The 20,436-nt window shown below is 69.0% G+C and carries 18 protein-coding genes and 2 pseudogenes; 16 read left to right on the top strand and 4 right to left on the bottom strand.

Features of this window, described 5'->3' with window-relative positions:
• Complete coding sequence (locus tag ASD48_RS29260) at positions 1-891, bottom strand: oxygenase MpaB family protein (protein ID WP_079074038.1); 891 nt, start codon at positions 889-891, stop codon at positions 1-3.
• A 177-nt stretch (positions 892-1,068) separates the two neighbouring features.
• Here ASD48_RS29260 and ASD48_RS29255 point away from each other — a divergent pair, with 177 nt between their 5' ends.
• The 4 genes from ASD48_RS29255 to ASD48_RS29240 are packed head-to-tail and all read left to right on the top strand — an operon-like array spanning position 1,069 to position 6,065.
• Entirely contained in the window at positions 1,069-1,695 is a 627-nt protein-coding gene (locus ASD48_RS29255) for a DUF6230 family protein (RefSeq protein WP_242432766.1), read from the top strand.
• Positions 1,696-1,719: 24 nt separating this feature from the next.
• The gene (locus ASD48_RS29250; protein ID WP_057604742.1) at positions 1,720-3,375 is read left to right on the top strand and encodes a DUF6114 domain-containing protein; all 1,656 of its coding nucleotides are present in this window, start codon (positions 1,720-1,722) and stop codon (positions 3,373-3,375) included.
• Positions 3,376-3,426: 51 nt separating this feature from the next.
• Positions 3,427-4,320: an oxygenase MpaB family protein gene (locus tag ASD48_RS29245; RefSeq protein WP_057604741.1), complete on the top strand. Its 894-nt coding sequence runs from the start codon at positions 3,427-3,429 to the stop codon at positions 4,318-4,320.
• On the top strand, positions 4,317-6,065 hold the full coding sequence (locus ASD48_RS29240) for an aldehyde dehydrogenase family protein (protein ID WP_057604740.1): 1,749 nt from the start codon (positions 4,317-4,319) through the stop codon (positions 6,063-6,065). Before ASD48_RS29245 ends, ASD48_RS29240 begins: the two co-directional genes overlap by 4 nt.
• A gap of 14 nt (positions 6,066-6,079) precedes the next feature.
• Here ASD48_RS29240 and ASD48_RS29235 read toward each other — a convergent pair whose 3' ends face one another.
• On the bottom strand, positions 6,080-6,706 hold the full coding sequence (locus tag ASD48_RS29235; protein WP_057604739.1) for a TetR/AcrR family transcriptional regulator: 627 nt from the start codon (positions 6,704-6,706) through the stop codon (positions 6,080-6,082).
• Between the two features lie 111 nt (positions 6,707-6,817).
• Between ASD48_RS29235 and ASD48_RS29230 the strand changes: the two genes are divergently transcribed.
• The 10 genes and pseudogenes from ASD48_RS29230 to ASD48_RS45660 all read left to right on the top strand — a co-directional run bounded on the left by ASD48_RS29230 (position 6,818) and on the right by ASD48_RS45660 (position 16,199).
• Positions 6,818-7,957: an acyl-CoA dehydrogenase family protein gene (locus ASD48_RS29230; protein WP_057604738.1), complete on the top strand. Its 1,140-nt coding sequence runs from the start codon at positions 6,818-6,820 to the stop codon at positions 7,955-7,957.
• Positions 7,958-8,544: 587 nt separating this feature from the next.
• Positions 8,545-8,742 carry a hypothetical protein gene (locus tag ASD48_RS29225; protein ID WP_157880723.1) on the top strand — a complete coding sequence of 66 codons (198 nt, stop codon included), beginning with the start codon at positions 8,545-8,547 and terminating at the stop codon, positions 8,740-8,742.
• A 93-nt stretch (positions 8,743-8,835) separates the two neighbouring features.
• Positions 8,836-9,003, top strand: coding sequence for a hypothetical protein (locus tag ASD48_RS44470; protein WP_157880722.1), 168 nt, complete (start codon positions 8,836-8,838; stop codon positions 9,001-9,003).
• Positions 9,004-9,120: 117 nt separating this feature from the next.
• Positions 9,121-10,005, top strand: a complete 885-nt coding sequence (locus ASD48_RS44465; RefSeq protein WP_157880721.1) for a hypothetical protein — start codon at positions 9,121-9,123, stop codon at positions 10,003-10,005.
• Entirely contained in the window at positions 10,002-10,997 is a 996-nt protein-coding gene (locus ASD48_RS29215) for an alpha/beta hydrolase (protein ID WP_057604735.1), read from the top strand. The genes ASD48_RS44465 and ASD48_RS29215 overlap by 4 nt, the downstream gene beginning before the upstream one ends.
• Positions 10,994-11,584: a hypothetical protein gene (locus ASD48_RS29210; protein ID WP_057604734.1), complete on the top strand. Its 591-nt coding sequence runs from the start codon at positions 10,994-10,996 to the stop codon at positions 11,582-11,584. Before ASD48_RS29215 ends, ASD48_RS29210 begins: the two co-directional genes overlap by 4 nt.
• A gap of 15 nt (positions 11,585-11,599) precedes the next feature.
• Positions 11,600-12,361, top strand: a complete 762-nt coding sequence (locus tag ASD48_RS29205) for a class I SAM-dependent methyltransferase (protein WP_057604733.1) — start codon at positions 11,600-11,602, stop codon at positions 12,359-12,361.
• Positions 12,358-14,073 (top strand): ABC transporter ATP-binding protein, encoded by a 1,716-nt coding sequence (locus ASD48_RS29200; protein WP_057604732.1) that lies wholly within the window; start codon positions 12,358-12,360, stop codon positions 14,071-14,073. The genes ASD48_RS29205 and ASD48_RS29200 overlap by 4 nt, the downstream gene beginning before the upstream one ends.
• Positions 14,070-15,539 (top strand): NAD(P)/FAD-dependent oxidoreductase, encoded by a 1,470-nt coding sequence (locus ASD48_RS29195; protein ID WP_057604731.1) that lies wholly within the window; start codon positions 14,070-14,072, stop codon positions 15,537-15,539. The genes ASD48_RS29200 and ASD48_RS29195 overlap by 4 nt, the downstream gene beginning before the upstream one ends.
• A gap of 151 nt (positions 15,540-15,690) precedes the next feature.
• A pseudogene (locus ASD48_RS45660) lies at positions 15,691-16,199 on the top strand (diadenosine tetraphosphate hydrolase).
• A gap of 84 nt (positions 16,200-16,283) precedes the next feature.
• Here the strand turns inward: ASD48_RS45660 and ASD48_RS45655 are convergent.
• Positions 16,284-16,377: pseudogene (locus tag ASD48_RS45655) on the bottom strand (IS5/IS1182 family transposase); the annotation flags it as partial.
• A gap of 286 nt (positions 16,378-16,663) precedes the next feature.
• Positions 16,664-17,056: a YciI family protein gene (locus ASD48_RS29185; RefSeq protein WP_063887515.1), complete on the bottom strand. Its 393-nt coding sequence runs from the start codon at positions 17,054-17,056 to the stop codon at positions 16,664-16,666.
• 567 nt (positions 17,057-17,623) lie between these two features.
• Here ASD48_RS29185 and ASD48_RS29180 point away from each other — a divergent pair.
• On the top strand, positions 17,624-19,111 hold the full coding sequence (locus ASD48_RS29180; protein ID WP_057604730.1) for a hypothetical protein: 1,488 nt from the start codon (positions 17,624-17,626) through the stop codon (positions 19,109-19,111).
• A 230-nt stretch (positions 19,112-19,341) separates the two neighbouring features.
• The gene (locus ASD48_RS29175; protein WP_057604729.1) at positions 19,342-20,415 is read left to right on the top strand and encodes a dihydrodipicolinate reductase; all 1,074 of its coding nucleotides are present in this window, start codon (positions 19,342-19,344) and stop codon (positions 20,413-20,415) included.
• Positions 20,416-20,436: the final 21 nt, after the last annotated feature.

The following is a 20,436-nucleotide window of genomic DNA, read 5'->3' as shown; positions in this document are numbered from 1 at the left end:
TCAGCACGCTCCCAGGGGCCGCCGGGTGGCGGGGTCGGTGCCGGGCCGGTGGGTGGCCCAGTAGGCGATGGCGAGGGAGACGGCGATCCGCAGCGGCGGAAGCACGAGGGCCATCAGAAACCGCACGGCGCGGGCGAAACGGCGCAGGGCGCGTTCCTGCCGTGGGCTCCAGGTCAGGTGCAGCCGCTCGCGCAGAACAGGGGGCAGGGTACCCACGGTGACCAGCAGGGCGTAGTGGGCGGCGAGCCGGGCGAAGGGCGACCACAGCGGACCGGGCAGTCGGCGGAACGGCTTGGCGGGGCGGGCGAGTTCGTCGAGGACGTCCTGGACCGACTGGTTGAACTCCAGCCGGTGGGCGACCATCTCGTCGTAGTAGTCGAGGAACGCGGGCCAGTCGGGCGGAAGGTGATGCTCCTTCAGGCCCCATACGCGGCCCACGTCCCGCATCCCTCGGTAGTACTCGTCCAGTTCACCGTCCGACATGCCCTTGCCGAACAGGCGAAGCGCGTCCACGGGTCCCTTGACCAGGGTCGCGTGCACCCAGTGGTACGCCTCGGGGTTGAGGGCGTGGTAGCGGCGGCCCTGCGCGTCGGTGCCCTTCATCCCGGTGTGCACGTGGAGGAGGCGGCGTGCCTCGGCGGTGGCCGCCTCCTGGCCGCCGTAGACGACCGTGGTGAGCGAGAGCAGGGTGCGGATCAGGCGCGGCCAGGGCTCGGCACGGAAGGTGCTGTGGTCGGCGACGCCTGCCCCGACCACGGGGTGCGAGACCTGGAGAAGCAGCAGCTGGGGTGCCATCAGGGTGGCGCGGGCGTCGCCGAAGCAGCGCCAGACGACCCCTCCCCTGCGCGGTGCGCGGATCTGCGCTGGTATCTCAACTCTCCCTGAAGCCAACTGAGTTGATCGTCCTGACGTGTGCGGTACGCCGGTCATGACGCCTCCGTTTCTCCGTCGTGTCCGGAGTATTGACGCGCCCTGTGAAACAAGTCAATAGTTTTTGTATCTTCGACTCTCTCGACGACACCCCGACGCGGGATCCCGGCATTCACCCCTAAAGGTAAGGAAAACACCGTGAGGGACAGATATGCACATATCGGAAACGCGGACGAGGGTCGGACGCACTGGCGGCGCAGCGCCCTGATGTTCGTCCCCTGCACCCTGGCGGTGGGCGCGCTGGGCATCGCGCTCGCGGAAGGGGCGATCGCCGCCTCGTTCGCCGTATCCGGCACGGCGTTCAAGGTGTCCGCCTCGGAGGTCACCGCGCAGGGCGTGTCGTCCTTCCCCTCCTCCATCGGCGGCTCGGCCGACGACGCCAGGCCGGTCCTGCTCGCGGCCGTCAAGGACGGCACCGTCTCCGACGTGTGCGTCTCGCTCAAGCAGAAGCTTCCGCTGGTCGGAGAGATCTCCATGCTGGTGCACTCGGGCGCGGACAAGCCGCTCGCGGGCACCAACCTCGTGGTGAACGCCGACGCGCTCACCGGGGGCGGCGGAAAGGTCACCGGTGTACAGGCCGGCCGGGACGCGTCCACCCTGACCGGCGCGCCGGGCGTGACCGGGCCGAAGGGCGTGTTCGGAGTGCAGGCGGACACCGCGGTCGCCCATGACCTGCGGAGCACCGCCTACTCGGCCAACGGCGGCACGCTGACGCTGGAGAAGCTGGAGATCGAGTTCAGCCGTTCCGGCAAGCAGTGCTTCTGACGGCGCCGAGAGACGGGTTCGGGCATGTTCGCTTTCGTTCTCGGCTTCCTGTCGGAGCTGGCCCGGGAGACCGGGGACTGGATCGACCGGGTCCTGCCCGCGCGGCGGGTTCGCCGCTCGCTGCGCGCCTGGCGCAGGAGACGTCCGTTCTGGGCGGCGGTGTGGGTGATCGCGGGCGGAATCGAGATGGTCGCCATCCCGCTCGCCCCGCTGCCACTGATGATCAGGGTCGGGGTGGGCGCGATGTCGGCCGCCGGTATCGCCGTGGTCCTCGTCGCGGGCGGGATCTTCTTCCTCTTCAAGCCCGACCAGCGCATGTTCGTCTCGGTCGTCACGGCCGTCGCGTCCCTGACCTCGATGGCGACGACGAACCTGGGCGGTTTCGGCATCGGCATGCTGGCGGGCCTCATCGGCTCCTCCATGGCCTTCGGCTGGATGCCGGGCAACCGGCACCCCGAGGAAGGCCCCCGAGAACCGCAAACGCCTCAAGGCCCCGCCTCCGCACGGCCTGCCTCCACGCAGCCGGCCTCCGCGCAGCCCGCGGGCGCGGCAGCCCGAGCGGAGCGGACTACGGGCGCGACAGCCGGTGCGGAGCGGACCGCCGATGCCCCGGCCGCCGGGGACGGAGCGAGCGGCCGCCCAAAAGCCGATGAGGGCCGAGCCCGGTACCGCGGGCGCCGGGCCGGTGCGCGGGGCGCGGTCCTCTTCGTCCTGACCACGGCGCTGGCGGCCGCGATGCTCCCGGGTGCCACCGGCGCCGCGGCGCACCCCGGCACCGGCCTGTTCCCGCTGCCCTGGCCGACGAACGGCTGGCCATGGGAGTGGGGGTCGGGCGACACCTCGTCCACAGCGCCGTCCGCGACTCCGTCGGAGTCCCCGGCGGCCGAGGCCGGCCCCTCCCCCACGGGATCCGCCTCCCCCGGCGCCACCCCCGGCCCGTCCACGGGCCCTTCCGCGGGCCCGAACGCGAGCCCTTCGGCGGGCTCGGACTCGGCCCCGGACTCGTCGGGGGGCGACGCCGACCAGGGCGGCGGTCCGGACGACGGAGCCGGCACCGAAGGGCCCGCGGACCGGCCCGGAGCCGTCCTGGGCCCCCAGGTCACCCTCCCGTGCCTGACCGGCGTCGACACCGGCGGACTGCCCAACCCCGAGCCGGGCGAGATGCCCGCGGACCCCGACGACCTGACGGCCCTGCGCCCGCCCGTCGTCGTCGGGGACCAGCCGGGCCGTCCCCGCGCGGCCTACCCGGTCAACACCGTCTATCCCCAGGTCGGTGCGGACAGCCTGACCGCCTACGGGGCCATCGTCCACGGCGCCACCTATCTCGGGACGGTCGGCGGCGGGCAGCTCAAGGTGCTCTGGGTGCACGCGGACCGGCTCGTCGCGGACGACTACACCTTCCGTCTGGAGACGCCGGGCCAGGTGCAGACGATCGACGTGGACCTCGACATCCCGCAGGTCGACATCTACGTCACCCGGCTCTCCGGCTCCCTCACCATCCCCGTCATCGACGTCGCCACCCCGCGCATCTGCATCGGCGCCGACGTCGTGCCGGCGAACCTGCCGATCGCCGTTCAGCTGCCCGAGCTGTCGGTCACGGCGGTGGAGGCCGGCCAGGTGCTGGTCGACGCCGAGACGGTCAACTTCTCCGGCCTGAGCGCGCACAGTCACACCCGATAGCCCGACAGCCCGATAGGCCGCCAGCCCGACAGCCGATAGGAGGCATCACCCATGGGCCGCTACAGCCGGCTCGAACGGATCCGCCGGATGGATCCCCGGCACGACCACGAGGAGATCTTCCGGTGGATCACCCGGTACGAGTTCCCCTGGGACTACATGCAGGGTGTGTCCGTCGCCTTCCTGCGCGACTACGGCGTGCCCCGCATCTCTCAACTCCTCGACCGAACGCAGGAGTTCGAGCGCGCGGGACAGAAGCGCTACGACGACACGGTGCTGATCGCGTACGAGATGGTCCGCCACGGCATGGACTCCCCGCACGGCCGGGCCACCGCCCGTCACCTCAACCGCATCCACGGCCGTTACCGCATACCGAACGAGGACTACCTGTACGTCCTGGCGACGACCGTGGTCGGACCCAAGCGGTGGATCGACCGGTACGGCTGGCGGCCGCTGTGCCCGCAGGAGGCCGAGAGTCTGGCCCTGGTCGGTCGGCGCATGGGCGAGATGATGGGGATCACCGATCTCCCCGCCGACTACGCCGGGTTCGAACAGCTCCACGACACCTACGAGAAGGAGATGTTCGCGTACGACCCCGCCAACCGGCGGGTCGCCGCGGCCACCCTGCGGATCATCACCGACTGGTACCCGCGGCCACTGCGACCGCTCGTGGCCCGCCTCGCCCTGGCCGTCCTGGACGAAACGCTGCTGACCGCGCTCGGCTTCCGCCCGCAGCCGCGCCCGGTACGCACGGCGGCCCACGTCCTCCTGCGGACCCGTGCCCTGCTGACCCGCCACTTGCCCGCCCGGCCCGGCTGGTGGCCGAGCCGGCCCAAACCCCGCAGCTACCCCTTCGGCTGGACGCTCGACGACCTCGGCCCGCACTGGGCCCACCACAGGCCACCGACCCCGCTCGCCGACGAGAACCCACCGATGGAGCGCCGATGACCCACACCACCGAGAACGCCGACCGACCCGGCGGAGCCACGGGACCGGGCTCCACCGACACCGCCGGACAGCCGGATCCCGCCACCACCGGTCCCGCCGGGCACACGGAACCCGCCGCCGCCGACACCTCCGGGCTCACGGAACCGGCTCCCACGGACACGTCCGGACCCACGGCACCCGGTTCCACCGACACCGCCGCACCCACCGAACCCGGTTCCACCGCGGACGGCACGCGGGCAGATTCCGTCGAGCGACGCACTTCCCCGCCCGGCAGCTTCACCTCCCGCTCCCCCGTCACCGGTGAGGCCCTCGCCGCGTACCCCGTCCACGGGCCGCTGGACGTCGACCGTGCCGTGCGGCGGGCGCGGGCGGCCGGGACCCGCTGGGCGGCCCTGTCCGCCGGTAAGCGGCGCGGACATCTGCTGCGCTGGAAGCGGGAGTTGGCGTCGTCCCTGGACACCGTGGCGGGGATCGTCGCGGCGGAGACCGGCAAACCCCGCCAGGACGCCGAACTGGAACTCCTGCTCACCCTGGAGCACTTGTCGTGGGCGGCCCGCAACGCCGGGCGCGTGCTGCGCCGGCGCAGGGTGCGCTCCGGGGCGGTGGCGATGCACCAGGCGGCGACCGTGGTCCGCCGTCCGCTCGGCGTCGTCGGGGTGATCGGCCCCTGGAACTACCCCGTGTACACGCCGATGGGATCCATCGGCTACGCCCTGGCGGCCGGTAACGCCGTGGTCTTCAAGCCCTCCGAGTACACCCCCGGTACAGGGGTGCTGCTCGCCGAGCTGTTCGACGCGGCCGTGCCCGGGTACGCCGGACTGTTCACCGTCGTCACCGGGGCCGCGGCGACCGGTGGGGCGCTGGCCCGCTCCGGAGTCGACAAGGTCGCCTTCACCGGGTCCCCGGGGACCGCGCGCAAGGTGATGGCGGTGTGCGCCGAATCGCTCACGCCGTTCCTGGCGGAGTGCGGGGGCAAGGACGCGGTCATCGTGACGGCGGGCGCGGATCTGGATGCCGCGGCCGACGCGATCGTGTGGGGTGCGATGGGCAACGCCGGGCAGACCTGCGCGGGCGTCGAACGCGTCTACGCCGTACGGCAGGTGCACGCGGCGCTGTGCGAGAAGGTGGTCGAGCGGGCCCGGGGCCTGCGCCCGGGCGCCGGTCCTGACGCGGCCTACGGTCCTATGACGATGCCGGACCAGACGGCGGTGGTGCGGCGGCATGTCCAGGATGCGCTGGCGGCGGGGGCGGGCGCGGCGCTCGGCGGCTCGGAATCGGCGCCGGCGGCCGGGGCCTTCGTGGAGCCGGTGGTCCTGGTCGACGTACCCGAGGACTCGCCCGCCATGACCGAGGAGACCTTCGGGCCGACGGTCGCGGTGAACGCCGTGGCGGACGAGGATGAGGCGGTCCGGCGCGCGAACGCGTCACGCTACGCGCTGGGCGCCGCGGTGTTCGGCGGCAGCCGTCGCGCCGGTGCCGCGCTGGCGTCCCGGCTGCGGGCGGGCGCGGTCTCCGTCGACTCGGTGCTGGGCTTCGCCGCCGTCCCGGCCCTGCCGTTCGGCGGGTCCGGTGACTCCGGTTTCGGCCGGATCCACGGCGCGGACGGACTGCGGGCCTTCACCACCCCGCAGTCGGTGACCGTCCGGCGCTTCGCACCGCCGGTCGATCTGACGTCGTTCGCGACCCCCGCCGCGACGAAGGCCAGGGCCGTGGCGCTCATGCGGTGGCTGCACTCCCGGCGTTGACGGCGGGCGCAGGGTCAGGCGTCGAGCAGGGGCGCGAGGTATCTGCGGGCGAACGCGCGGGCCTGCTCCTCGTCGCCCAGTTCGATACAGCCGGCCGGGTTGAGGAGGAAGGAGACCGCGACGCGCACCATCAGCTCCGCCACCGGCCGGGGGTCGGTCTCCGGGCGGCCCTCGGTGTGCTGGGCGCGCCGCAGATGGGCGGTCAGGTAGTCCGTGGTGGCGGCGAGGGAGGCGCCGCCCTGGACGGTGAAGTACGGCAGAACCACCTCGGGTTCGAGCTTCAGCAGTCCGCCGAACAGCGGATGGGCCCTGGTGTGCCGCAGGGCGACCACGAAGCCCTCCACGACCCGGTCCTCCATCGTCGGCAGCGAGGCGACGGCGGAGTCCAGCTCCTGGAAGAAGCGGCTGCCCTCGCGCAGCAGACACGCCTCGACCAGTCCGTCCTTGCTCTGGAAACGGCGGTACACCGTGACGCGCGAGACGCCGGCCCGTTTGGCGACGTCCTCGACCGAGGAGCGGCGCAGGCCGAAGGTCGTGAACTGCTCCAGGGCGGCGTCGAGGATCTGCCGCGCCAGCTTTTCCTCTGTCTCCGGCCGGGCGATGGCCCGGGCCAGCAGGGAGTCGTTCGCAGATGTCTTCATGGTGCCTTTCACGGTACCCGCACCCCTTTCATAGATACAGTGAAACATTAACCATATATCTGTATCTCACTTGTTGTCCCACCACGCCGTTCCCTCGTCTTCGGAGGACCCATGGGCAGTCGCCTCACCCCGCAGCAGTCCGATTTCGCCGCCGCCGTACGTGAATTCGCCCAGCGCGAGTGCGGAAGTCCCGTGCAGCGGGACGCGCTCACCCAGGGCGGCCGGGAGCCCCACAATCCCAAGATCTACGCCATGCTCGCCGACCTCGGCTGGCTCGGAGTATGCCTGCCCGAGGAGTACGGCGGCGCGGGCGGCGGCCTCGCCGACGCCTGCGTCTTCCTGGAGGAGACCTCCTACGGACTGGTGCCCGCCGGCGGCTTCGTCACCACCGTGATCACCGCCAAGGTGTACGAGCGTTTCGGCACCGAGGAGCAGCGCCGTGCGGTGCTCGGCGGCGCGGCGCGTGGTCAGGTGCTGGCCGTCGCCATGTCGGAGCCCGGCGCCGGTTCGGACGTGGCCGCCCTGCGCTGCCGTGCCGAGCGGCAGCCCGACGGGAGTTGGCTCGTCGAGGGTCAGAAGACCTGGATCTCGAACGCCCATGTGGCCGAGAGCATGTTGCTGGTGGCACGGACGGGCGGGGACCGGCACGAGGGGCTCACGATGTTCCACGTCCCGATGAACACGCCGGGAGTGGAGGTGCGGGGCATCGAGACCATGGGCGGCCGCGAGGTCAACGACGTGTTCCTCACCGGCGTACGGCTTCCCCCGGACGCGGTGGTCGGTGAAGTCGGCTCCGGCTGGCGCCAGTTGATGGCGGGGCTCAACCACGAGCGGCTCTTCCTGGCGGCCAACATGCTGGGGCTGGGCCGCCGCGCCTTCGACGACGCGGTCGCCTACATACGCGAGCGCGAACAGTTCGGCCGACCCGTCGGCTCCTTCCAGGCGCTGCGGCACCGCGTGGCGGATCTCGCCACGGAGATCGAGTGTGCCCGACTGCTGGTGCGTGAGGTGGCGTCGGACTGCGACGCCCGGCCGGACCGGCTCTTCCCGCGCGAGGCGTCGATGGCCAAACTCAAGGCCACCGAGACGGCCAAGCGCGTCGCGCTGGAGTGCATGCAGATGATGGGCGGCTACGGCTACGCCACCGAGTACGGCATGGAACGGCATCTGCGCGCCGCCGTCGTCTCCACCGTCTACGGGGGCACCAGCGAGATCCAGCGGGACATCATCGGCAAGAGCTACGGCCTCTGAGCCGGCCCGGCTCCGGACGCCACGAGGCCGACGGCCGCCCCTGCCCTTCCCGGGCCGGGGCGCGTCCTCACCTCCGCACTCCCTCCATCCGGCGTCGCACGGCAAATACGTAAGCCCTGGCGTGACAGGCGGACATTGCAGGCGAACCACCAAGCAATTCGATTGTCGGACATGGCGGCCACTTCAAGGGTGACACTCCATATACACCCGGCCATCTTCGATGATCAAGGCCAGCGTTTCAGCCCCGCCCTCAAGGGTTTCGGCCATCCTGTAAAGAGTTGCACAACTACCGACACGCACGGACTGCATGTCACCTGCAAGAACTTGACGAGGATTACGCCGAGCGCCTTTCGAGGGTCTTTCTCTCGCCCCATGCCAAAGTCGCTGTGATCCACACCACAGACTCATCCCTGTGCCCGCGTTAATGTTCTATTGATCAACGGGGGATTCTGTATGGGCCGAGTCGATCCTCCCCTCCTGACCAGAGGGGAACGGCTCAACTGACGACTCGCGGAGTTGCCAGTTGCCAGTTGCCGCCCATTTCCATGGAATCTTTCCGTGCAGACGCAACGGAAAAGAGGTTAATCATGTCTCCTGTGCTGGAGATGGTGAACGCTTCCGAAGAAATCGGCTCTCTGCCGATGGACATCACCGAAAGTATCCACGGGGACCTGGATCCCGGCATGTTCATCAGCCTCAGCGACGCCGTCAACACAGCCCTGGCTGTTTGCGGGCTGCCGGCGCATGCGGCCGTGCACTGCGCCGTGGCGGCTCTCACCCACTGATAACCCCCTCCGTCCTGCTTGCAGCAGAATTACGCTGCTTCGCGGACCACCGAGCGGACGGGTTCGATCAGACACACTCAGAGAGGTAAGCAAATGGATTCCCTGACCTCGATCGTAAACCACGACGAGAGGCTCGACGCGCTTCACATCGCGTCGACGCAAACGGAGATTCTGAGCGAGACCACGGTTCCCGTTCTGGGCACCCCGGCAGCACTCGCGGCCTCGGTCGCGGTCGCCACGGCGATTCACTCGATCTGGTGATCTAATCACTCAGGTCGAAAGGCCGCGGTGAGTTTCTCCGAAAGAAATGGGCCGTGCCCGTGTCTCATGGGCACGGCCCACCTCGTGGTGCATTCTGTCGCAAAAGCATGGTGAAATATGAAACCCAGAATCAATTCTCTTTTGGGCAAGTTGGTCTCGCCTCCTTCCATTGGACGCGACCGTGCCCTCACCGTCATGGAACAGACGAGTGCCGTTACTCACCTCATCCACAGCCTGGAGAATCTCGCCTCGGCACGGGACCGGCAACCCGGCGGTTTGAATCACTGGGATGAGGTGCGTGAGATACACGCCGCGAGGCACCCGTTGGTTCGCCGCGCGATCGATGTGCTCGCAGATCCGCGTAGTGTTCGGACGATTCACATCGCCCGCGTGCTCGCCGCCGCGTCACTACTGGCCCCGAGCGCACCTCGACGCCTTCGGGCCGCGGCAAACAGCATGCTGGCGTTGACCTCCATGGCGAACAATCTGACACAGCCGTACGGAAATGACGGCACGGATCAGCTGAGCTTTCACGTGGAGGCGGCAGCCGCGATAGCGAGGACGAGCGGCAAGCCACGATTGATCGATGCGTGCCTGTGGTATGTGGCTCTTCAGTCGACCATGTCGTATGCCGCCGCCGGATACGCCAAGCTGCCCAGCGATATCTGGCGATCCGGCGATGCCCTGCCCGGCATTCTCCGGACGGAGTCCTTCGGTGAGCCAAAGGCCTATGAAATGGCCCAGCGTCACCCCACTCTGACCAAACTGACGGCCCATAGCGTACTGGCTCTGGAATGCGCCTTCCCTGTGGTATTTCTCGCCAAGGGCAGGCCGGCTCCCCTGATGCTCGCCACGCTCGGGATGTTTCACCTGGCCAACGCCCGAGTGATGGGTCTCGGTCGTTTCGTGTGGGCTTTCACCTCCACCTACCCCGCGGTCCTGTACGCAGCACAGCGCAGACCTGTGGCCCCGGCCGCCCTCGCCTCGGGGAGGTCTTCGTGAACAGCCGTCACGACACCCTCCCCCGCGCCTTTGCAGGCCTGCTGGCCGGCGTTGCCGTGACGGGATTCGCAGCCCAGGCGCTGCGTCACCGCCGAGTCTTGCGCGGCCGCGGCGACGAGTCGATGTTCGAGACGAGCAAGGGAAACATCCTTGCCTACAGAATGACGGAGCCGACTGCTCCGGTTTCCTCCGAAACCCCGGTCCTGGTGTTCGAAACCGCGATGGCTTCAACAGCGGAGTACTGGTATTGGATGGAGCTCAACCTCGGCCTGAATTATCCGACACTTGTCTACAGCCGGGCCGGCTATGGACGCAGCGAGTTCCACGAGAAAGAGCCGTTCACCCTGCGATCCTCCGTGCTGGACTTGGAGGAGCTCGTCCGCCATGCCTGCGGCAGCCGTCCGGTGGTGATCGTCGGCCACTCGCTCGGCGGGTATCTTGCACTGCGCGCGGCAGAGCAGATGCGCGACCTCGTTCGCGGTCTCTGCCTGCTGGATCCGAGCCACCCAGGCGAGTTGCTGCGCTCTTCCGCTCAGGCGAAAGGGGCAGAGCATATTTCCTTCAATCTTCTCCTCATGCCCCTCTCGCTCCGTTTGGGCCTCGGAGGACTGCTTGAGGTGCCGGCATGGCTGAAGAATTTCCCTGCGGATCTACAGGGACTCTGTCTCGATCAGTATCGTGACTGGAAACTCTGGGAAGCAGCGAAGAGGGAATGGAACGCGACCCAGCAAGAGTTTCTCGGCTATAACGGCGAGCTCCCGAAGATCAGTGTTCCTACATGTCTCGTGTCAGCCGACCGCACGCATCTGACGGACAAGACCGTGCGCGAACTGTACAGCGAGCTGGCAGCCGGGGCACCCCGTTCCGAAATGCACGTCATCGAGCGGACAGCGCATGACGAGCTGCTCTTCCGAAAGGAGGTGTTCCATCTGATCGGACAGTTCGGCGAAAGTCTCGAAGCAGATCGAGCTGAAGCAGGTGAGGCCTCGTGAAGATCAGCACACGTAAAATCCCCCGCACCTCGCCCGAAACATCCGATCTGGTGACGCGCGGTATCGAGATGGCCCTTGCCGCATGGCTGGTGGCCACCCTCCTGAGCCAACACCCCAACCGAGTCTTCGACCGCCTCCGCCCCATGAGCTTCATCGGGAACCTGATCCCCAACTGGCGGTTCTTCGCCCCGCTTCCGGCTCGCCACGACTTTCACGTCCTCTACCGCACCCTGACGACGTCAGGAGAGCAGTCGGAATGGAAGGCGGCATCGTCCATCACTCCGCGTTCCTGGAGCCACACCGTGTGGTTCCCGAAACGGCGCGGAGAGAAAGCGGTCTTCGACCTCTGTTTCAATCTGGATGCCGCCAGAGGGAAAAGAGTCGAACTGGAAAAAACGGTCGAGTTCGCCCTGCTGCGTGGATGCGTGGCCCGCAGCATCGAAGAAAACGATCCCGTGTGGCCGCAGCTCTCCGGCTTTCAGTTCCTGATCGTCCGACACAGTGGGTACGACACCTCGCAGGCCCCGGAATACATGTTCGCCTCACCGTTCATCGAGGTGCCGGCCGAAGTCGCACAGGCCAGTTAGGATCCGTTGAATACCATGCCCAGCACTGTTCAAGACATTGGCTACGGCCGCCAGTTCGCGCCCTGGTACGACCGCATCTTCCCCAAGGGAGCGGAAGCGGTGGCTACGGCGGAGATACTCAGCGGTCTCCACCCCGACCCGTCGGCCGGCACCCTCGAATTCGGGGTGGGGACCGGGCGCATAGCCGTCCCCCTGTCCCGCAAGGTGGGCCCGGTCACCGGTGTGGATTCTTCGATGGAGATGCTTGATCTGCTGGCTTCGGATCCCGCCGGCACCGACGTCATCGGCATCCACGGAGACATTCGCAACTACACCGATTCACGTCACTACGGCCTTGTATATGCCGTGTGCAGCACCCTGTCGATGCTGCTCACCGCCGAGGACCAGCAAGCCGCGATCTCCCGGGCGGCCGAACGGCTCGCTCCCATGGGACGACTTGTCATCGAGACGAGCAACCGCCCCGCGGTCGAGGCCCTTCACGAGGGCCGGGCCCGCGCCACGTTGTTCACGCCCTACCCGGAGCCGGGAACCGGACTGCAGACCCACTCCACACTCCTGCCGGGCTCCGACCTGTGGCAGTGCTCCCATATCTGGTACGAGGCCGACGGCACGACACGCGTGGGCAACGAACTGTCCCGGCTGACCACTCCGGACGAGGTCGACGGCTACGCCGTCGCTGCCGGGCTCACGCTCGAAGCCCGTTACAGCAACTGGGACTTGTCCCCGTACAGCGATCAGTATCCGATGTTCCTGGCGACCTACACCAAGACGGCATGAACATCCGCCACATTGTCCGTCGGCAGCGGCTGCTCCTCGGCCTCGGTGCGCTTCTTGGCCTGTCGGGCACAGCGGCAGCCCTCACGCAGCCGCTGCTCATCGGCGACCTGATCGAAGCCGTCGCCGCGGACAAGTCCGTGGCACCGCCCATCGCTCTCATCGCGGGCCTGTTCGCAGCCAATGCGCTGCTCGGCGCCGCCCACGCCTATCTCATCGGGCGGGCCGGAGAAAATATCGTCCTCGACATGCGAAGGACGCTCACCCGCCGCCTTCTGCATGCTCAACTCCGAGCATTCAACCGGCTCGAGCACGGGGACATATTCACTCGCACCGTCTCCGACACCTCTCTGGCCCGCGTGGCCTTGTCCTCCTCCGTCGCACAGATGATCACGGCCGGCTTCACCAGCGTCGGCTGCATCGCGGCAATGGCATGGATCGACTGGCGGATGCTCCTGGTCACCGCCGTATGCCTTGGCATCACCTCGGCTGCCGGACTCGCCCTGGCCCGCGCCGTCCGCACTGCGGCCGTGATGAACCGGGAAGACACCGGCCACTTCGGCTCCGGCCTCCTGCGGGCCCTGAGCGCGCTGACGACCGTCAAGGCTTCCCGCGCCGAGCAGCGTGAGGCCGACCGTCTCCAGGATCTCGCGGACACCGCACGTACCAGCGGGGTCCGGGTGACGCGGCTGTCCGCCCTGCTGGTGCCTGTCACGAACGTCGGCACCCAGGTGTCCCTCGCCGTGGTGATCGCTTGGGGCATGGCCCGCACCGCCACCGGCGCCCTGGCGATCGCGGACCTCACCGCGTTCATCATGTACCTGTTCTACTTGGTGTCGCCGCTGGTCATGCTGTTCATGGCCATCGGCGAATTCCAACAGGGCCGGGCCGCGATCGACCGGGTCAGCGCGTTGGCCGACATCGACCAGGAAGTCTCTGGACAACGCTCGGTGCCCGGCGACGACATGGCCCCTGCCGTCGAGTTCGACCAGGTCACCTTCGCCTACGCCGAGAACACCGCTCCCGCCGTCTCGGGAGTGTCCTTCTCGCTGCCGGCGGCCGGTGTAACCGCCGTCGTCGGCCCGTCGGGCGCCGGCAAGACGACCCTCTTCCAGCTCATCGAACGCTTCCACATCCCTGACCAGGGCACGATCCGCGTCCGTGGAACGGACACCGCCGCCATGCCTCTGAGCGAGCTTCGCTCTCGCATCGCCCTGGTGGAACAGGACGCACCCCTGATGCGGGGAACCGTTCGCGAGAACCTCACCTATGCCTGCCCCGATGCCTCACAGAGCGAGATCCTCGATGCTGTGGAGGCCGCCCATCTCACCGGGGTGATCGCAGGCCTCCCACACGGACTGGACACCGAACTCGGCGAAGGCGGTACAGGCCTGTCCGGTGGGCAGCGACAACGCCTCGCCATCGCCCGCGCGTTGCTGACCCGGCCCGATCTTCTGCTGCTAGACGAGGCCACCGCCCATCTGGACTCCGACTCCGAAGCGGCGCTGCGCGTCGCCATCGGCGATATCGGCACGCGCTGCCAGGTCCTGGCCATCGCGCACCGCATCTCCACCGCCGTCGCAGCCGACCGGATCCTGGTCATCGAAGATGGCTGCCTGCGAGCAACAGGAACGCACACGGAGCTGATGGAGCACGACGCCACCTACCGCCGCCTGGCCAGCCGACAGCTCACCGCTGCGGGGGCCGGTTCATGACTACCGCCGCCATCGTGGGCACCGGCCCCAACGGCCTGGCCGCCGCCGTCACCCTCGCCCGCGCCGGACTCGACGTCACGCTGTTCGAGAAGGCCGACACCATTGGCGGCGGTCTTCGCAGCATGCCGCTGTTCGACCGGGACGTGACGCACGACATCTGCTCTGCCGTTCACCCGATGGCCGCCGCCTCCGCGTTCTTCCGGCAGTTCGAACTGCCCGCCCGTGGCGTCCGACTGCTGCAGCCCGACATGCCCTACGCCCACCCCCTGCCCCAGGGTGCAGCAGCCGTGGCCTGGCGCGACATCGACCGCACCGCCCGTCACCTCGGCCAGGACGGACGACGGTGGACGAGCCTCATGGCGCCCCTGGCCGACCGCTCCGACGAAGTCGTCGGCCTCTTCCTCTCCCCCCAGCGCTCTCTGCCCCGCAGTCTGGCCGCGCCGCTGCTGCTGGCACGGCGCGTTCCAGCCCACACCACCTCCCGTACGCCCTTCACCACGCAGGCGGCACGGGCCCTGCTGACCGGAGTCGCCGCCCACGCCGTGGGAAAACTGCCCTCGCTGACCTCAACGGCGGTCGCCCTGCTGCTGGGTCACCTCGCGCACAGCAGCGGCTGGCCCCTCCCTCAGGGAGGCAGCGCCCGCATCGCTGACGCCATGGCCGCAGACATCACCGCACACGGCGGCACCATCCACACCGGTCACCCCATCAAGGACCTCGCCGAGCTCAGCGCCTTCCCCCTCGTCATGCTGGACGTCGCTCCCAAAGTCTTCCTCGACATGGCCGGACCCCGGCACACGCTGCCCACGCGCTACCGCAACGCACTGAGGTCCTACAGGTACGGCCCGGGCGCGGCCAAGGCGGACTTTCTCGTCAACGCTCCGATCCCCTGGTCCAACCCTCTCGTCGGCAAGGCCGGCACCGTGCATCTGGGCGGTACACGCACGGACATCCTCCGTCAGGAGACCGCGACCGCGGCCGGCCGCCGAACCGACACCCCCTTCGTGCTCGTGGTCGACCCAGCGGTCACCGATCCGTCCCGCGCCTGCGGGGACAGGACACCGGTATGGGCCTATGCCCACGTGCCTCACGGGGACACACGCGACCCCGTCGACCTGATCCGGCGGCGCATCGAGGAGTACGCCCCCGGCTTCACCGATACGGTCATCGCCTCCCGCGGGCTGTCCGCCGCCCAGTACGAGAGGTACAACCCGAACTACGTCGGCGGAGACATCTCCGCAGGCGCCTTGACGCTGCGTCAGTCACTGGCCCGGCCAACCCCTCGCTGGGACCCCTACACCACACCACTGCCAGGCGTCTATCTGTGCTCAGCGTCCACGCCCCCCGGCCCCGGCGTCCACGGCATGTGCGGCTACTTCGCCGCTCTCTCCGCGCTCCGCCGCCACCACGCCCTGCACACCCCACCGGACCTCTCCCCCAAGAAGGGAGAAGGGGAGGTCAATTGATGCCTGCACCGTCGAAGCGAGAGGGCCGTGATCGGCAGGAGAAGCCGGCAGTGACAGCGGCAACTGTGAGCCCGAGTAGACGATCGCCTGAGACGGGATGCCCCGACATCCCCAGGCGGGGTGGTGATCGCGACCGGGTAGGTTCCCGGCCATGGACAATGACTGGCGGACGGATCGGATCGGGAGCGCCCTGCGAGGCGAAAACCCGTCAGTTCTACGGCGCTTGAACGCGGGGTTCGCGGCGATCGGCGATGCGCAATTCCTCCCGGGCTACTCGGTGCTCCTGGTGGACGATCCCAAAGTGGAAAACTGTCGGACCTGGCCAGGGACAAGCGCCTGGCCTTCTTGTCCGACATGGACCAACTCGGAGAAGCAGTCGAGCGGGCATCCCGTCGTATGGATGCGGCGTTCCGGCGGGTCAATCTGGAGATCCTCGGCAACGCCGATGGGTTCCTGCATGCGCACGTATGGCCCCGGTTCGAGTGGGAGCCGGCCTACTTGGTGCGAATGCCGGTGTGGCTCTATCCCCGCGACAGGTGGACCGACAAGCAGCACTCACTCGGTCCACAGCACAACCCGCTGCGCAAGGCGATCGGGGACGAACTGGACCGTCTGGCTCGCCGAGCTGACAGCACGCAGATCGTGAAGCGGTCGTCTTGAGTCCTGGCGATCGGCGAAGCCCCGATCGGCCCAGATCTTCCATACACCCGAGTGGTCGAGGCGGCTCCACAGAAGCGGTCGGCGGGCGCCGTCGCGGTCCTGAACGCTCGTCGCGACCACGTGTACGGCCAGCAGCAGGCCGAGGGTATCGGTGACGACGAACCCGCTTACAGCCCTTGGCGTTCTTGCCTGCGCCGAATGCGGCCGCTCGACCGGACCTCGTCCCCGAGCCCCGCTCACCATGGATCCGGAACTGCGCAATGCGCGGATCGGGGATGGCGGATTGGTGATGCTCGTCAACCGGGCCACCAGGGCGAGGCGATCCGGAGGCCCGTCGATCACTCGATCGGCGGGCACCTCCCGTCATCGTCATCGCGCCTTTCGGCGAGGTGCTCCTGCAGCTCGGTGGCGGCGGCTCCCAGCTCCCGGCTCGCCCGTTCCCGGACGCCGCCACACACGGTCGGTCAGGCCGCCGTCGGGTCGTCGGGGATCGCGTGCACCTCAATCGGGTCGCTGCCGGGCTTCCCACCAGGGCCAGGACACGCCGACGCTCGTGCGGCAATCTCCAGGGCCCGGTCCTCGCTCTTGACGTCGACCACCCAGTACCCGGCCAGGATGTGCCCCGCCTGGGCCGGCCCGTCGGTCACCTGCGGCCGTCCGTCGCTTCCGGCCCGCACCGTCTTGACCAGCGAGGGTCCCCCGAGGCCCTGCCCGTCCACCCACTCCCCGGCGGACATGAGGTCGTCGTTGAGGGAGTTCATATGAGCGAACATGGCTGCCATGTCGTCCTTGGAGTACGACGACATGATGGTGTCCCACTGGGCGGCAGGCACGTTCATCTGGATCATGTACTTCATGTTCCTCACACTTCCCGGGTAGCCGCTGCGCTTCTGAGGCTTGCAGAGAGGTAGACGGGCGGCAGCCGCAAAACTCATCGGTGCCCTCCGACGAGGGCTTCCCCCTACCGCTCGAGGCGAGGCCCGCCTCGTCCGCCACCTCCGCAGGCCGGAGGACGACGAGGACCTACGGCCGCCCCACAACGGTCTGTCGCCGCCGAGGCGCGCTGTCCCGCCACGGCGGGACGATCGGCGGTCTGCACTTGACCATGCCCGTACGAAGCTGCTTCGATCATGGACATGAAGTCTCTGTGCCGGGTTCTCACGCGCCGACACCACGTCGATCTCGCGCGAACCTCCGGCGCCCTCTGTCAGCACGGGCTCTGACCCCGACGGCTGCCGTTCCAGGCACCACCGCCCCTTGACGCTGCCGGCTTCCGCCGCATCCCCGTAGCAGCCCCGGTCGCACGCAGCCATGTCCGCCCAGGCCGACGCATCCGTCCGGCCGGCTCCGGCCGCGTGCCCTCGCGCGCACTGCCCCGACACCCAGTACGGATCTCCGTCGCACGGAAGGATCCTGTCCTCGCCATGTCCTCTTCGCCCGCCCGCCACCGCGGCATCCGCAAAGCGCTGGCCACCGCCCTGCTCGCGGCTCTCACGCCGGCCGCCGCCGCGGTACCCGCAGTCGCGGTACCCGCCGTCGCGACACCAACTTCCGCCGCCTACGCCCCGGTTCCGCCGCACAATCCCTACGCCGGACCTGATGGTACGGGCACCATGCACGGTGACACCGGCTCCTCCGACACCACACCGCTCGCCGGTCCGGGCGCAGGCACCCTGACGTCGACACGGGCAGCGCTCGCATCCGCCTGCCCCACCGTGCTGATCGGCTACGACGGCTATCCCGTGGCCCTGTGCACCCCCATTTTCGGGCAGGTCCCGACGGTGCACCTGCTCGACCCCGACGACGGATCCTCCCTGGCCACCCTCCAACTGACCAAGGGCTCGCTGCTGGGCGGGGTCTACGCCTACCTGGACCACCAGGACCGGCTCGTCGTCGCGGACGGCAGTCGCAGTCTGCTCCGCGTCGGGCACCGTCAAAGTGCCTCCGGTGCCTGGCAGTTGTCGGTCGACCAAAGACTCTCCCTGGCGTCTGCCATCCCCTCGGACGACGCGGTGACCGGCCTGTCTCCGGACTGGCAGGGCCGCGTCTGGTTCGCCACGGGCGGTGGTGTGGTCGGCGTCGCCGACGACGGCACCGGCACGGTTCGGTCCCTGGCCCTGCCGGCCGGTGAACGGGTCGCCAACAGCATCTCCACCGCGCCGGAGGGCACCGCCGTCACCACCACCCACGCCACCTATCTGCTCACCGCGGACGCCGAGGGCACGCCCAGGATCTCCTGGCGCCAGGCGTACGACCGTGGACAGGCCCGCAAGCCCGGCCTGCTGAGCTGGGGCAGCGGCTCCACTCCGACGTTCCTCGGACCTGAGACCGGGACCGACTACGTCGCGATCGTCGACAACGCCGACACCACCGTCCACCTCAAGGTCTACCGGACCTCCACCGGCGCGGAGATCTGCTCGGTCCCGGTCCTCCAGGCGTCCGGCGGCCCCGGCAGCGAGAACTCGCCCGTCGGTGCCGGGAACAGCATCTTCGTCGCGGGCACGTACGGATATCCGTACCCTGCCGTGCCCGACGGGGCGGGTGACGCCGTGCCCGCCTCCGCCGACTTCGCCGGGGGCCTGACCCGGGTGGACATCCGGGCCGACGGCACCGGCTGCACCCAGATCTGGGACAACACCCTGCGCTCGGCGGCCGTACCGAAACTGTCCACGGCCGACCACACCCTGCACACGGTCCTGCGCGACCCGGTGATCCCCGGCAGCAAGGGCACCAGCCTGCTGGACACCTACCGCTACGCGCAGATCGACGCCGAGACGGGACTCGTCAACCGTTCCAGGAGCGTAGGCACCGGCGCGCTGTACGACACGTTGCAGATGGCCGGCACCGTCGCCCCGGACGGCGCCTACCTCCAGGGCACGGTGACCGGGGTACTGCGGATCACCGCGGGGTGAGCCGGACCTGAGCCGCGCCTCCCGCGGTCCCCCGGGAGGCGGGCGTCGTCGCGTCGTTTCGTCCGAGCAGACGGCCCGCTGACGTGGCACGAACTCAGGAGGCTCGTTCGCCCGCATCGCCCGACACCGTGGTCGCGCGCGAACTCGAGTCACTCCACGGTCCACGGGCATGCCGTGAGTCCGGTGCAAGGGTATGGAAACTGACGGCTCGTCAGATTACGCTCCCGCGTATGATTTCCACGGTGGTCTGGGGTACAGGCAACGTCGGCCGTGCGGCGATCCGTGCGGTCGAGGCGCATCCGGCGCTCGATCTCGCGGCCGTGCTCGTCCACAACCCCGAGAAGGTCGGGCGCGACGCGGGGGAACTCGGCGGCCTCGGCCGGGGCCTGGGCATCTCGGCGACCGACGACATCGCCGCCGTGCTGAGCGAAGGCCCTGGGGCGGTGGTGTACGCGGCGTCGGGCGACATCCGGCCCGACGAGGCGCTGGCCGACATCGGCGCGGCGATCCGGGCGGGTGCCGTGGTCGTCACTCCGGCGTTGTACCCGCTCTACGACCAGCGCAACGCCCCACCCGAGTTCCGGGACCCCGTGCTCGCCGCGATAGCCGACGGCGGAGGGTCGTTGTTCGTGTCCGGCGTCGACCCGGGCTGGGGCAATGACGTACTGCCCCTGCTCATGAGCGGCCTGGGCACCGTCGTCGACGCCGTCCGCTGCCAGGAGATCTTCGACTACTCCACGTACGAGCAGGAGGAGTCGGTCAGGTATCTGGTCGGAATGGGCCAGCCGATGGACTACGAGCCGCTGATGCTCGCCCCGTCGATCCCGACCATGGTGTGGGGCGGGCAGATTCGGCTGATGGCCAGGGCCCTCGGTGTCGAACTCGACGAGATCCGCGAGACCTTGCAGCGCCGTGCGCTCGACGCGACGGTGAGCACCCGGACCATGGGCGAGTTCGAGGCGGGCACCCAGGGCGCGGTGCGGTTCGAGGTGCAGGGCTTCGTGAAGGGGGAACCCCGCCTCGTCATCGAGCACATCACCCGGATCCACCCGTCCTGCGCCCCGGACTGGCCGTCACCGCCCAACGGCGACGGGGCGCACCGGGTGATCATCGAGGGCCGTCCTCGCATCGAGGTCACCGTCGAGGCGACCGACGAGGGCGAGAACCGGTCCGCGGGCGGGAATGCCACCGCGGTCGGCCGGCTGGTCGGCGCCATCGACTGGCTCGTGGACGCGGAGCCCGGACTGTACGACGCGCTCGACGTCCCGCTGCGGCCGGCGGTGGGAAGGCTCGGCGGGAAGTGACGCCGACGCCCCTTTCCGTGT

The sequence above is a fragment of the Streptomyces sp. Root1310 genome, assembly GCF_001426425.1.
Classification (GTDB): domain Bacteria; phylum Actinomycetota; class Actinomycetes; order Streptomycetales; family Streptomycetaceae; genus Streptomyces.
The sequence above is the reverse complement of the archived record's forward strand: the minus strand, read 5'-3'. Positions and strand labels throughout refer to the sequence as shown.

Bases quoted from the DNA above. Each gene is read 5' to 3' on its own strand.
- ASD48_RS29250 (WP_057604742.1), top strand. From the start codon at position 1,720: ATGTTCGCTTTCGTTCTCGGCTTCCTGTCGGAGCTGGCCCGGGAGACC.
- ASD48_RS29245 (WP_057604741.1), top strand. From the start codon at position 3,427: ATGGGCCGCTACAGCCGGCTCGAACGGATCCGCCGGATGGATCCCCGG.
- ASD48_RS29240 (WP_057604740.1), top strand. From the start codon at position 4,317: ATGACCCACACCACCGAGAACGCCGACCGACCCGGCGGAGCCACGGGA.
- ASD48_RS29235 (WP_057604739.1), bottom strand. From the start codon at position 6,706: ATGAAGACATCTGCGAACGACTCCCTGCTGGCCCGGGCCATCGCCCGG.
- ASD48_RS29230 (WP_057604738.1), top strand. From the start codon at position 6,818: ATGGGCAGTCGCCTCACCCCGCAGCAGTCCGATTTCGCCGCCGCCGTA.
- ASD48_RS29225 (WP_157880723.1), top strand. From the start codon at position 8,545: ATGTCTCCTGTGCTGGAGATGGTGAACGCTTCCGAAGAAATCGGCTCT.
- ASD48_RS44470 (WP_157880722.1), top strand. From the start codon at position 8,836: ATGGATTCCCTGACCTCGATCGTAAACCACGACGAGAGGCTCGACGCG.
- ASD48_RS44465 (WP_157880721.1), top strand. From the start codon at position 9,121: ATGAAACCCAGAATCAATTCTCTTTTGGGCAAGTTGGTCTCGCCTCCT.
- ASD48_RS29205 (WP_057604733.1), top strand. From the start codon at position 11,600: ATGCCCAGCACTGTTCAAGACATTGGCTACGGCCGCCAGTTCGCGCCC.
- ASD48_RS29200 (WP_057604732.1), top strand. From the start codon at position 12,358: ATGAACATCCGCCACATTGTCCGTCGGCAGCGGCTGCTCCTCGGCCTC.
- ASD48_RS29195 (WP_057604731.1), top strand. From the start codon at position 14,070: ATGACTACCGCCGCCATCGTGGGCACCGGCCCCAACGGCCTGGCCGCC.
- ASD48_RS29185 (WP_063887515.1), bottom strand. From the start codon at position 17,056: ATGAAGTACATGATCCAGATGAACGTGCCTGCCGCCCAGTGGGACACC.
- ASD48_RS29180 (WP_057604730.1), top strand. From the start codon at position 17,624: ATGTCCTCTTCGCCCGCCCGCCACCGCGGCATCCGCAAAGCGCTGGCC.
- ASD48_RS29175 (WP_057604729.1), top strand. From the start codon at position 19,342: ATGATTTCCACGGTGGTCTGGGGTACAGGCAACGTCGGCCGTGCGGCG.